Here is a 12,466-nt window from a genome sequence, read left to right on the forward strand (position 1 = left end):
TCGCCACCGAGCTGACCGACGTCATGCCCCGCCCCCCGCGTTTTATCCGATAGTGCGCAGCTCGCTCCAACGGCTTGCCCGGGCTCTTCTAGACTCAAGGGGTGGTCGTATTCGGAACCGAACGGGTCGCTTTCATGCGATTCAATCAGAGGCAGCGTGTCAAGCTGCCGTTTATGCCCTGAACAGGTGCGGCAACGACCGCACCGGGTCCAACAAGATGCCCATTCAGGGTGCATGGCCAACGGCCTGAAACGCCGCGCTACCGTGACGTGGCAAGCAGTGCCGCAGCCGACACTTTCGGACAGCCGACAACCACCAGGTGTGTCCGTGACCGTGAGGAATTGCTGTATGCCTGATGAAACGCTGCATCTGCCGTTGATCCACACCCTGCTGGAACGCCACAAAGGCGTCCCGGGTGCGCTGTTGCCCATTCTCCACCAGATCCAGGAAGAGCTCGGCTACATCCCCGATCTGGCCATCCCCGAGATCGCCCACGCGCTCAATCAGAGCCAGGCGGAAGTGCGCGGCGTGATCAGCTTCTACCATGACTTTCGTACCGCGCCGCCGGCGCGGCACATCCTGCGCCTGTGTCGCGCCGAGTCCTGCCAGAGCCGCGGCTCCGAGCAACTGGCGGCGCAATTGCGCGAGCGTCTGCAGCTGGATGACCACGGCAGCAGCGCCGACGGTTGCATCAGCCTGCGACCGGTGTATTGCCTGGGCGCCTGTGCCTGTTCGCCGGCCCTGGAGCTGGACGGGCAACTGCATGCCCGGGTCAGCGCCGAGCGCCTGGACGCGCTGCTGGACAGCTGCCGGGAGGACGCGTGATGCCGAGCCTCTATCTGCCTTGTGATTCCCTGGCCCGGGTCGTGGGCGCAGACGCCGTGGCCGAGGCCATCGCCACCCAGGCCGAGCAACGCCAGCTGCCGCTGCAACTGCAACGCACCAGCTCCCGTGGCCTGTACTGGCTGGAGCCGCTTTTGGAAGTCGACACCCCGGAAGGACGCCTGGGTTTCGGCCCGCTGAGCGTCGCCGATGTGCCTTCGCTGCTGGATGCCCTGCAAGGCGATCCCGCCAGCCATCCCCTGGCCCTGGGCCGGGTCGAAGAGTTGCCCTACCTGAAAAGCCAGCAACGCCTGCTGTTCGCCCGCGCCGGCATTACCCGGCCGCTGTCCCTGGCGGACTATCGGGCCCACAGCGGCTTCGAGGGCCTGGGCCACGCCATCGCCCTGGGTGGTGAGCAGACCGTGGCCGCGGTACTCGACTCCGGCCTGCGTGGCCGTGGCGGCGCGGCGTTCCCCGCCGGGATCAAATGGCGCACCGTGCGCGATACGCCGCCGCAGCAGAAGTACGTGGTGTGCAACGCCGACGAAGGCGACTCCGGCACCTTTGCCGACCGCATGCTGATGGAAGGCGACCCGTTCCTGCTGATCGAAGGCATGGCCATTGCCGGCCTCGCGGTCGGCGCCAGCCATGGCTACATCTATGTGCGCTCGGAATATCCCCAAGCGGTGGCCACCTTGCGCGAGGCCCTGGAGATCGCCCGGGATGCCGGTTACCTGGGGGCCAATGTCGGCGGCAGTGGCCAGGCCTTCGACCTGGAAGTACGGGTCGGCGCCGGGGCCTATATCTGCGGCGAGGAAACCGCCCTGCTGGACTCCCTGGAAGGCAAGCGCGGCATCGTCCGCGCCAAGCCGCCGATCCCGGCGCTGCAAGGCCTGTTCGGCCAGCCGACCCTGGTGCACAACGTGCTGACTCTGGCCTCGGTGCCGCTGATCCTGGAAAAGGGCGCGGCGTTCTATCGCGACTACGGCATGGGCCGTTCCCTGGGCACCATGCCCTTCCAGCTGGCGGGCAACGTGCGTCACGGCGGCCTGGTGGAACGGGCCTTCGGCCTGACCCTGCGCGAGCTGGTGGAAGGCTACGGCGGCGGCACCGCCAGCGGCCGGCCGCTGAAGGCCGCGCAAGTGGGCGGCCCGCTGGGCGCCTGGGTGCCGCCGGCGCAGTTCGATACGCCCCTGGATTACGAAGCCTTCGCCGCCATGGGCGCGATGCTCGGCCACGGCGGCGTGGTGGTGGCCGATGACAGCCTGGACATGGCCCACATGGCGCGCTTCGCCCTGCAATTCTGCGCCGAGGAATCCTGCGGCAAATGCACCCCGTGCCGCATCGGCTCGACCCGCGGCGTGGAGGTCATCGACCGCCTGCTGGCCGCGCCACAGGCCGAGGAGCGCCAGACCCAGGCGATCATCCTCAAGGACCTGTGCGACACCCTGCAATACGGCTCGCTGTGCGCCCTGGGCGGGATGACCTCCTACCCGGTGGCCAGCGCCCTGAAGCACTTTCCCGCCGACTTCGGTCTGGCGTCCTCGGAGGCCGAGCAATGATCAGTATTTTCGACCCAGCCACAGACATCGACCTCAATGCCGTGGACTTCGGCACCCCGGCCCGCGACAGCCAGGTACAGGTCAGCCTGAACATCGACGGGCGCAGCATCAGCGTGCCCCAGGGCACCTCGGTGATGCGCGCAGCGGCCCTGCTGGGCACCACCATCCCCAAACTCTGCGCCACCGACAGCCTGGAAGCCTTCGGCTCGTGCCGCATGTGCCTGGTGGAAATCGACGGCATGCGCGGCTACCCGGCCTCCTGCACCACCCCGGTCAGCGAAGGCATGGTGGTGCACACGCAAACACCGAAACTGGCGACCCTGCGGCGCAACGTGATGGAGCTGTACATCTCCGACCACCCGCTGGACTGCCTGACCTGCTCGGCCAACGGCAACTGCGAACTGCAGACCGTGGCCGGCCAGGTGGGCCTGCGGGAAGTGCGCTACGGCTATGACGGCGCCAACCACCTGGACGAGCAGAAAGACACCTCCAACCCCTACTTCGACTACGACCCGAGCAAGTGCATCGTCTGCAACCGCTGCGTGCGCGCCTGCGAGGAAACCCAGGGCACCTTCGCCCTGACCATCAGCGGCCGCGGCTTCGAATCCCGGGTCGCGGCGGCCGGTGGCGACAACTTCCTGGACTCCGAATGCGTGTCCTGCGGCGCCTGCGTGCAGGCCTGCCCGACCGCGACCCTGATGGAAAAAAGCGTGGTGCAAATGGGCCAGCCGGAGCGGGCGGTGATCACCACCTGCGCCTATTGCGGGGTCGGCTGCTCGTTCCGCGCCGAGATGAAGGGCGACCAGCTGGTGCGCATGGTTCCGGACAAGAACGGCCAGGCCAACCACGGCCACTCCTGCGTCAAGGGCCGCTTCGCCTGGGGCTACGCCACTCACCCGGATCGCATCACCAAGCCGATGATCCGCAAGCACATCAGCGACCCGTGGCAGGAAGTCAGCTGGGACGAGGCTGTGACCTACGCCGCCAGCGAGCTGCGGCGCATCCAGCTCAAGTACGGCCGCGACTCCATCGGCGGCATCACCTCCAGCCGCTGCACCAACGAAGAAACCTACCTGGTGCAGAAGCTGGTGCGGGCGGCCTTCGGCAACAACAACGTCGACACCTGCGCCCGAGTCTGTCACTCGCCCACCGGCTATGGCCTCAAGCAGACCCTGGGGGAATCCGCCGGGACCCAGAGCTTCGACTCGGTGATGCAGGCCGACGTGATCCTGGTGATGGGCGCCAACCCCAGCGACGCCCACCCGGTGTTCGGTTCCCAGCTCAAACGGCGCCTGCGTGAAGGGGCCAAGCTGATCGTCATCGACCCACGGCGCATCGATCTGGTGGACTCGGTGCACGCCCGCGCCGAGTTGCACCTGGCCCTGCGCCCCGGCACCAACGTGGCCATGCTCAATGCCCTGGCTCACGTGATCGTCACCGAGGGCCTGGTCAACCAGGCGTTCGTCGACGCCCGTTGCGAGCCGGAAGCCTTCGCCCAGTGGAGCGCCTTCGTCAGCCGCGCCGACAACTCGCCGGAAGTGCTGGGCGCCATCTGCGGCGTGCCCGCTGCCGATATCCGCGCCGCCGCGCGCTTGTACGCCACCGGTGGCAATGCGGCGATCTACTACGGCCTGGGCGTCACCGAACACAGCCAGGGCAGCACCGCGGTGATGGGCATCGCCAACCTGGCCATGGCCACCGGCAACATCGGTCGCGAAGGGGTCGGGGTGAACCCGCTGCGGGGGCAGAACAACGTCCAGGGTTCCTGCGACATGGGCTCCTTCCCCCACGAGCTGCCGGGCTACCGGCACATCTCCAACCAGGCGGTGCGCCAGGAGTTCGAGCAGGCCTGGAACGTCACCCTGCAAGCCGACCCCGGCCTGCGCATTCCCAACATGTTCGAAGCGGCCCTGGGCGGCAGCTTCAAGGGCCTGTACTGCCAGGGCGAGGACATCGCCCAGAGCGACCCCAACACCCAGCACGTGACCGCGGCGCTGTCGGCCATGGAATGCGTGGTGGTGCAGGACATCTTCCTCAACGAAACCGCCAAGTTCGCCCACGTGTTCCTACCGGGCTCCTCGTTCCTGGAAAAGGACGGCACCTTCACCAACGCCGAACGGCGCATCTCCCGGGTGCGCAAGGTCATGGAACCCCTGGGCGGCAAGGCCGACTGGGAAGGCACCCTGGCCCTGGCCGCGGCCCTGGGCTACCCGATGCACTACAACCATCCCTCGGAAATCATGGATGAGATCGCCCGCCTGACCCCGACCTTCACCGGCGTCAGCTACGCCAGCCTGGACCGTCATGGCAGCCTGCAATGGCCGTGCAACGCCGCCGCGCCGGACGGCACGCCGACCATGCACATCGACGAGTTCGTGCGCGGCAAGGGGCGCTTCATGCTCACCGGCTACGTGCCCACCGACGAGAAGGTCAACGGCCGCTACCCGCTGCTGCTGACCACCGGCCGCATCCTCAGCCAGTACAACGTCGGCGCCCAGACCCGGCGCACCGACAACGTCGCCTGGCACGCCGAGGACCGCCTGGAAATCCACCCCACCGACGCCGAAAGCCGGGGCATCAACGAAGGCGACTGGGTCGGCATCGGCAGCCGTGCCGGGCAGACCGTGCTGCGCGCCCGGGTCACCGAGCGGGTGGCGCCGGGGGTGGTCTACACCACCTTCCACTTCCCCGAATCGGGGGCCAACGTGATCACCACCGACAACTCCGACTGGGCCACCAACTGTCCGGAGTACAAGGTCACGGCGGTGGAGGTCAGCCGCGTCTACCACCCTTCCGAATGGCAGAAGCGCTACCAGGCATTCAGCGACGAACAGCATCGCCTGCTGGATGAACGCCGGCGCTCCCGGGGCGGCAAGGCGGAGGTGCGCCGATGAGCACCGCCAACCTGATCAAGATGGCCAATCAGATCGCCGCGTATTTTGCCAACGAGCCGGATCAGGCTCAGGCGGTGCTCAGCGTGCGCAACCACATGCAGATGTTCTGGACCCCTGGCATGCGCCAGGAACTGCTGGCCTGGCAAACCGAGCAGCAAGGCGCAGAGCTGCATCCATTGGTGCAGCAAGCGGTGCGCGACGCGGGCTGGAAGGCTTAGCACGACATTCCCCGGCCTGCAGCGGCAGGCCGGGGAACCCCGCTGTCACTCAGTTACCCGGACACTTTCGGTCCACCGGCGGCTTGGCCTGAACCGCCAGCGGCATCACCGCCCCCGGCTTGCCAAGCGGCAACAGCTGGTACACCGCAAAGGCACACATCGCTGCAGTTTCGCCACTGGCCTGAGGAACGTAGTTCAGGCCGACGTAGGCTTCGTAACTCTTGCCGGGCTCGAACACCACCACCTTCTTCACCTCGGGACAGGTGCGATAGCTGCTGCCGGATCCCGCGGCCGACACCCCGCCCCCTTCCAGCAAAAAAGGCCGCCCCGCCGGCACCCGATACTCAGTGACAATCTCGTGGTACGCGCCCTCGCCCATGCGGATCGAGCCGATGTAGGCCGGCAGCTTCGGCGCAAAGCGCGGCAGCATGTCGATCTGCCGCGGCTGCAGTGGAAACTGCGGGTAATTGATATTGGCTTGCTGATTGCTGCCAAACCGCCCGGCCTTGGCCAGGCGCTTGCTGTCCCCCAGACAACCGGCATAAGCCTCCCCACGCACTTCACCGTTGGTGATCACCCGCAACTGCGCGGTCGGCACGCTCAGGGGCGGTTCCGAGTAGGGCAGCACCGGCTTGACGCTACAGGCACCAAGTAACGACAACAGCGCCAGCGAAGCGATATTTCTGAGTTGCATGACTGATCTTTCCTTTATTTGAAGCGATATGCGCGGCTCGGCAGGCTATCGGCCGGGTGGCGGCAGTCTTCACTGGAACATCCGTGATCCGCCACTGGCTCACCTCCTCATCGCACCTGAGCCCCGAGTGTCGGGAAACCCTACGCACAGAGCTGACGCAGGCCCACGCAAAAATAGTCAGATTTCAGGGGTTTACAGAACCCCGCCAATCGCTATAATCATCGCCCTAACACGCCGGTATAGCTCAGTTGGTAGAGCAACTGACTTGTAATCAGTAGGTCCCGGGTTCGACTCCTGGTGCCGGCACCATACAAAACGAAGCCCTCGTAGAAATATGAGGGCTTTGTTGTTTCTGTGATGCGTAGCAAGGGCGCAGCTAGCATGTGTCTGCATGTGCAGCCCCGGCTTAGTGGCCGGAGAAATAGGCGCCTCTTCTAGAGGGCACCACCATGTGTCCCTGCATTCACCCACATATCAAACCTGATCCATGCTAGACGGATTGCTCAAAGCCGCCCGAACACTGGAGCCCCCCCATGCAGCCCCACGCAAGTGCATGGTATTCCCTTGTATATCTTTCATTCCATGCAAGTCCTTCCCCCATCCTGCCTAGACGAGGCATGATTTGCACAGTCATTTGGCTTTTTGCTTTGTTTTTATACTTAGTGCTTTGGCAGATGCGCGCCTTGCCAACTTAAGTTTCCATGAACAATACGTAAAACTGGTGATAAACCGAAAAATAAAGTTTCTTTTCACATTGGAAAGATTGGTAAAGAATTCAGGTCAGTGAAAAATAATCAACAGTCAGACATGATTCTATTTCCAAGAGAACTTTAGTATCGAATACCTCACCAGCAGATTCCTAATTAGACAATTAAAAGTCTGGAGCAATGCGTGATCAACCGAAACAACTCATTCGATCTGATAAGGCATTTGGCAGCATTGGCAGTATTGATCAGCCATCATTATGTTCTTTCAGGGTTGAAAGAACCTAATATTCAAGACTTCACATCACCAGGCCAACTTGCCGTCATATTTTTCTTTTCAATTTCCGGATTCTTGATCACCCAAAGTTTTGTACACAGTACCAGTTTTTATAGCTACATCAAAAAAAGAATAGCTCGTATATTTCCTGCATTAATAGGCTGTTCATTTATCATGGTTTATATAGCCAGCAGCATATTCGGAAAAAATAACGGATGGGATTACCTAATAAGCATCGAGGCATTGACTGACTTCTTGAAAATCTCAGCACTTGGTCGTGCAAACATAGAAAACATCACTAGCAATTTTATATTCAGTGACTCATTTAACGGCAGCCTATGGACTCTAAAAATTGAATTTACCTTCTATATCATACTAGCACTTGCACTGAGAACTCTTCCTGGGGTGACAATGCCACTTATTATGACACTCGCCTTCTGCATAATGGCCTATACTGCCTCCAACTCGACACACCCGCTTGCACCAAAATTACTTATTTACTCATCGGTCGGCATTGCTTTTTTTTTCGGCTCGACACTGCACTACTATAAAAATATATTTTCCAGTAAAAAAACAAAAATTTATCTTTGTCTTTTCTCAATAGCACTTATTGCAAGCACATTAAAAACCGAGTTTTCCTCCATATTCAGCAATATTGGATTTAGCCTTCTTATTCTATCAGTCGGAACACTTTATACAGATAGAATCATAAAATCAAAATTCGATATTTCTTATGGCATGTATCTTTATGCGTTCCCCGTCCAACAGTTACTAATAAACGCCACAGAGCTTGGTTTTTACAGCTCTTTGTTTTTATCTATTATTGCAGTAATCATTCTAGCGACGTGCTCGTGGCTATTTATTGAGAAGCCTGCTTTGAATTTTGTACATATGAAAGCTCGCACAAAGTCAAACCCACCTGTGACACGCTGAATGCTTAGGCAAACCTTGCAACGACTAGTGATGTCGACGCGCCTGATTTGCCAATGGACAGGATGAGGAAACTCCTGGCAATCACCCTAAGGACAGCCGAAACAACATTATCCAATAGGCACGTCAAATGCGCGGTCTTCGGATGACATACAGTTCCTCCGTAAATCCGAGCTTTTTATTGGCAGGGCATATCCTTATAATCCGTAGAGGGATATTCCACGATGAGAGCTCAAAACAATAGAGTTCATTTCAAGTACTTCAATGACCTTTTTTCCAAATAAAACTCCTGCCTGAAGCCTTCGCAAGAAGAGAGCATATTTCCCACCTCCAATATCAGCAGCACCATTTCCATCAGCAAAGGGTCAAAATTTTTCCCAACAACTTTCATGCAATTTTTGCGGGTGGTGTGCGCAGACTCCGACCTCTTTCACGTGTGTTATCGTAAAACAGCATCGGCTCGACGACGGCTAGCAGCACAATCTCTGATCAACGAAAGGCGACACTAGGAACATTGCGGTTGCTACAAGCTGCCTATACTTCTTCAGTTGAGTAAAACCAGGCGCGACAGAGATCAATACGGCCTAGGATGATGACTGTTTTTTTAGATAAAGAACAATCCTCAATGTTTCCCGTAGAAACTGCTCATGATCATTTTTCAAAACACTAATAAATTGACTACACATAATGCTCTGCGCCACAGCGCAGGGGGTTTCAGATACTTCTTCACTCTTAGAAGCAAACAACGGCTGGACCTCTGCATGGAGCCAGACGTATTACTTGCAAAAACTCTCACATAAATGACTCACACTACAAATTCTTCATATTTACTTTGATTTTCTTTCTCGGCTAAGCAAGAGTCCCGCCACCGCCAAAAAAGCCCTGCCCCCCCCTTCCGCTAACATTTTTTCAATCTGCCTAGGGCATGCTGAATTTCACAATAGGTGTCACAAAATCCTACTGACATTTACGGCCTCTATAACTATATTCAATTTATAAATACACAGACATACTAATGCTCATGTGAGCAAAAAGGTCGCACATATATTTAACACTCATAAAAAGCAGAATGAATTTGATTTTTCTGCAGCAATAAACTACTGTTCGCGACCAATTACTATCAACTTTCTCAGGGTGATCCCGAACACTCTAGGCTTTGCTATGACGGAGTAAAACCTATAGATGCACCACAGCCCCCGACTGCATCATGAAGGATGCAGCTCTCTCGGGGGATCTGCTGAGCCACAAAAAATGTCATTCCTCAAAAAATCATTCGTCATGATCAAATTGCTGCCAATTCCGGTGAAATACAGGCTGAACATGAAGCGTATCGCCCTCTCGATCCTGACCCTGCTGCTCAGTTCAACGCTGCTCACCGCCCCTGCCCAGGCCGGCGATGCCGAAGCCGGCGCCAAGCTGTTCAAGCGCCTGTGCAGCGGCTGCCACAATATCGGCCCGTCGGTGCGCAGTTCGTTCGGGCCGCAACTCAACGGCATCATCGATCGCCCGGCCGGCAGTGCCACGGACTATCAATACTCAACGGCCATGAAGTCGTCGGGCATTGTCTGGACCCGGGACAAGCTCATCCAGTACCTGGAAGACCCCAAGGCCGTGGTGCCCGGTACGCGGATGATTTTCTGGGGGCTGAGCGATGAGGAAAAAATCGATAATCTGCTGGCCTACCTGCAGACCTTCCCCGCCCCCTAATCTGCGCTCGCTTGCCCACAAGGATGTTTGGATGAAGTTTCCTCTGCTGTCGCTTGTCACCATGGGCCTGGCCCTGACGGCATACATGCCTCAGGTGCAGGCCGCCGGTTTCGACTGCACCAAGGCCTCGACCCTGGTGGAAAAAACCGTCTGCGCCACGCCGACCCTGTCCGCCCAGGACGATGAGTTGAACCGCCGCTACAAGACGCTCAAGCACCTGCAGGTGTTTCGCTTGTTGCAGGCCCAGTGGTTGCGGGAAGTGCGCGACACCTGCATCGACAGTGACTGCCTGGAGTCGGCCTATCGGGCCCAGGTGAAAATGCTCACGCTGTTGCCTATCCCTCCGGCACCCGCCAAGGACGAGCTGCTGCCCATGGACCCCACCCGTCAGTACCGCCTGCAGGACCCTGACGACTGGCAGCGTTTTACCCTGGCCAGATTCACCGCCGCCCCTCCTCAGGGCGATCAGCAGATCGTCGACGCCCAGGTGCTGGATGGCGTGCTGCATGTGGTGCTGTTCGTCGGTCGGTACCAGAAGGGGCAGGAAGGCTATGTCGGCACCCTCTACGAATACGCCGATGACCAGCCTGGCCTGCACCCCATCGCCCGGGATATCGGCTTTGTCGGCTGGGCCTCGCCCGGGGCCAACGATCAGGGGCAGCGCTTCGCCGGGATCGTCGACGGGGTGTTCTACTACCGCCAGCGCAGCGGCGGCGAGTTGCAGCAGGGCATGCGCTATCGCCTGGGCTCGCGCAGTGCTCCCGAAGCCAGCCAGCAGGTGTTCCAGTCGCTCTCCAACACCCTGCGCCATGCCCGGGCGCGGGTCGGCCAAGACCTCAATCTGGAGAACTACAGCCTGTCCCTGGATTACGACCGGCAGAGCAACAACACCTACACCGAGAACGTCACCGAGCACAACGACGTCGAAGCCGGCTGGAGCATCGTCAATCCCACCTGGAGCGAAACCCGCCCGGTGCTGTACTTCGATAACGAAGGGCCGCGGGCCTGTATCTGGCGGGTCGACGTGCAGTACAAGGTGCTGTCCAAGATCGTCCCGGAGCATGAGGCGATTTCAGCCCGCCCTGTGGATATCCATGGCCGTGAGGCGGTGGTGTACCTGGAAGGCGATCAGCTGAAGTTCGCGATCAATCCGGATGACTGAAAGGCACGTCCGCGCGAGGAACCGGGTCAGCCATGGCCCGGCGGCGGGCCGTAACAGATCGATTTCGAGCCACCGCTTGCGCGCCGCTCCCCACCAGGCACAAAAAAACCCCGAACCAGTCGGGGTTTTTCCATTGCGCCACCTGCAATCAGGTGCTGATCAAACGCTCATCAGAACACGTTGATCGGGTAGTCGACGAACACCCGCAGTTCGTTGCCGCTGTCGTTGTACTCGCTGGATTTCTGCGACACACGCAGGATCGAGCTGCGAACCTTGACGCTCAAGTCCTTGGCCGGACCGCTCTGCACCACGTACTTGAGCTGGTTGAAGATTTCCCGCTCGGTGCCGCCGGTGGAGGTCGAGGTGGTGATGTTGTCGCCACGCACGTAGGCCACGTTGTAGGTCAGGCCCGGTACGCCGAAGGCGCCGAAGTCCAGACCGTAACCCAGTTGCCAGCTACGCTCGTCTTCGGCGTTGAAGTCGGACCAGTAGGAGTTGGCCAGGTAGATGGTGCCACCGCCATCGCCCACGCGGTTCTGACCACGCTGGTAGCCGCCGTAGGCATAGCCCAGGTGGCTGTCGCCGGTGCTGCGCTGGTGCGCCAGGGTGAACGAGTGCGGGCCCATGGCGTAGGTGGCTGCCAGGCTCCAGATCTTGTTGTCCTGGCCACCGGCGCCGGCGTCTTTAGCGTAGGCCTTGTCCAGCTTGGTCTGGTAGCCGTTGAAGTCCAGGGTCAGGGAGCGGTCGGTGGCCAGCGGGAACACGTAGTTCAGGTTGACGTATTGCTTCTTCAGCACGTCTTCGACGTCGGAAGCGTACAGCGCGCCCTTGAACTGCTCGGTGAACTGGTAGCTACCGCCCAATACGTTGATCGACTTCAGGCCACCGCTGTCACGGCCTTCGGCGCTCTTGCGCGATTCGGCGGTGAAGCGACCGGCGTTCAGCTCCAGGCCCTTGATCTCCTTGGAGGTGATCAGGGTGCCGGTGTAGCTTTCCGGCAGCAGGCGCGCGTTGTCGTAGTTCAGGACCGGCAGGGACGGCATCTGGTCACCGTAGGTCAGCACGGTGTTGGACAGGCGGAACTTGACCGCGGCGCCGGCCTTGGCCAGGTCGCCCGCTGGGGTCTGGTTGCCGTTCTCACTGCGCTTGAAGAAGTCGATGCCCTGGCCCCCGCTGTGGCTGCCTTTGTCCAGGCGCAGCGCATACAGACCGAAGGCGTCCACGCCGACACCCACGGTGCCTTGGGTGAAGCCCGAAGAGAAGGTGCCGATGGCCGCCTGGCCCCACTCGCTCTGGTCACGGTTACCGTCTTTCTTGTCGCGATCGATGTAGGCGTTGCGCAGCAGCACTTTCAGGCTGCTGTCTTCAACAAAACCCTTGGCATCGGCCTGGCCGTCGGCCATGGCTTGTGTAGCGCTCAAAATCCCCAGTGCAATCAAGCAGATCCGCTGTTTCAACATTTTATTTTCCTTATTACGGTTAGAGACGCGCTGTGA

The 12,466-nt window shown here is 59.8% G+C and carries 9 protein-coding genes and 1 tRNA gene; 8 read left to right on the forward strand and 2 right to left on the reverse strand.

Features of this window, described 5'->3' with window-relative positions:
• The first annotated feature begins 348 nt into the window (after positions 1 to 348).
• From GGI48_RS13285 to GGI48_RS13300, 4 genes are read left to right on the forward strand one after another with little or no spacing between them, the layout of a single operon-like run.
• Positions 349 to 825: a formate dehydrogenase subunit gamma gene (locus tag GGI48_RS13285; protein ID WP_016963597.1), complete on the forward strand. Its 477-nt coding sequence runs from the start codon at positions 349 to 351 to the stop codon at positions 823 to 825.
• A complete protein-coding gene (locus tag GGI48_RS13290) occupies positions 825 to 2,384 on the forward strand; it encodes an NADH-quinone oxidoreductase subunit NuoF (protein ID WP_179598647.1) in 1,560 nt (519 codons plus the stop codon). The genes GGI48_RS13285 and GGI48_RS13290 overlap by 1 nt, the downstream gene beginning before the upstream one ends.
• Positions 2,381 to 5,278 carry a formate dehydrogenase subunit alpha gene (gene fdhF, locus GGI48_RS13295; protein ID WP_179598649.1) on the forward strand — a complete coding sequence of 966 codons (2,898 nt, stop codon included), beginning with the start codon at positions 2,381 to 2,383 and terminating at the stop codon, positions 5,276 to 5,278. The genes GGI48_RS13290 and fdhF overlap by 4 nt, the downstream gene beginning before the upstream one ends.
• Positions 5,275 to 5,496, forward strand: a complete 222-nt coding sequence (locus GGI48_RS13300; protein ID WP_179598651.1) for a formate dehydrogenase subunit delta — start codon at positions 5,275 to 5,277, stop codon at positions 5,494 to 5,496. Before fdhF ends, GGI48_RS13300 begins: the two co-directional genes overlap by 4 nt.
• Positions 5,497 to 5,545: 49 nt before the next feature.
• On the opposite strand, the gene GGI48_RS13305 is transcribed toward GGI48_RS13300, so the two are convergent.
• Positions 5,546 to 6,190: an amidase gene (locus GGI48_RS13305; protein WP_179598653.1), complete on the reverse strand. Its 645-nt coding sequence runs from the start codon at positions 6,188 to 6,190 to the stop codon at positions 5,546 to 5,548.
• A 233-nt stretch (positions 6,191 to 6,423) separates the two neighbouring features.
• Between GGI48_RS13305 and GGI48_RS13310 the strand changes: the two genes are divergently transcribed.
• From GGI48_RS13310 to GGI48_RS13325, 4 genes are all read left to right on the forward strand, one after another.
• Positions 6,424 to 6,499, forward strand: a tRNA-Thr gene (locus GGI48_RS13310).
• A gap of 582 nt (positions 6,500 to 7,081) precedes the next feature.
• Entirely contained in the window at positions 7,082 to 8,104 is a 1,023-nt protein-coding gene (locus GGI48_RS13315; protein ID WP_260620655.1) for an acyltransferase family protein, read from the forward strand.
• 1,317 nt (positions 8,105 to 9,421) lie between these two features.
• Complete coding sequence (locus tag GGI48_RS13320; RefSeq protein WP_179598655.1) at positions 9,422 to 9,808, forward strand: c-type cytochrome; 387 nt, start codon at positions 9,422 to 9,424, stop codon at positions 9,806 to 9,808.
• 31 nt (positions 9,809 to 9,839) lie between these two features.
• The gene (locus tag GGI48_RS13325) at positions 9,840 to 10,970 is read left to right on the forward strand and encodes a lysozyme inhibitor LprI family protein (RefSeq protein ID WP_179598657.1); all 1,131 of its coding nucleotides are present in this window, start codon (positions 9,840 to 9,842) and stop codon (positions 10,968 to 10,970) included.
• 170 nt (positions 10,971 to 11,140) lie between these two features.
• Here the strand turns inward: GGI48_RS13325 and GGI48_RS13330 are convergent, their stop codons facing one another.
• Complete coding sequence (locus GGI48_RS13330; protein WP_016963608.1) at positions 11,141 to 12,430, reverse strand: OprD family porin; 1,290 nt, start codon at positions 12,428 to 12,430, stop codon at positions 11,141 to 11,143.
• Positions 12,431 to 12,466 lie beyond the last annotated feature (36 nt).

It is taken from the genome of Pseudomonas protegens (assembly GCF_013407925.2).
Lineage (GTDB): Bacteria > Pseudomonadota > Gammaproteobacteria > Pseudomonadales > Pseudomonadaceae > Aquipseudomonas > Aquipseudomonas fluorescens_AP.

What these genes read in the sequence shown, in the direction of transcription:
- GGI48_RS13290 (WP_179598647.1), top strand. Translation starts at nt 825, where the DNA reads ATGCCGAGCCTCTATCTGCCTTGTGATTCCCTGGCCCGGGTCGTGGGC.
- GGI48_RS13300 (WP_179598651.1), top strand. Translation starts at nt 5,275, where the DNA reads ATGAGCACCGCCAACCTGATCAAGATGGCCAATCAGATCGCCGCGTAT.
- GGI48_RS13285 (WP_016963597.1), top strand. Translation starts at nt 349, where the DNA reads ATGCCTGATGAAACGCTGCATCTGCCGTTGATCCACACCCTGCTGGAA.
- GGI48_RS13330 (WP_016963608.1), bottom strand. Translation starts at nt 12,430, where the DNA reads ATGTTGAAACAGCGGATCTGCTTGATTGCACTGGGGATTTTGAGCGCT.
- GGI48_RS13320 (WP_179598655.1), top strand. Translation starts at nt 9,422, where the DNA reads ATGAAGCGTATCGCCCTCTCGATCCTGACCCTGCTGCTCAGTTCAACG.
- GGI48_RS13305 (WP_179598653.1), bottom strand. Translation starts at nt 6,190, where the DNA reads ATGCAACTCAGAAATATCGCTTCGCTGGCGCTGTTGTCGTTACTTGGT.
- GGI48_RS13325 (WP_179598657.1), top strand. Translation starts at nt 9,840, where the DNA reads ATGAAGTTTCCTCTGCTGTCGCTTGTCACCATGGGCCTGGCCCTGACG.
- fdhF (WP_179598649.1), top strand. Translation starts at nt 2,381, where the DNA reads ATGATCAGTATTTTCGACCCAGCCACAGACATCGACCTCAATGCCGTG.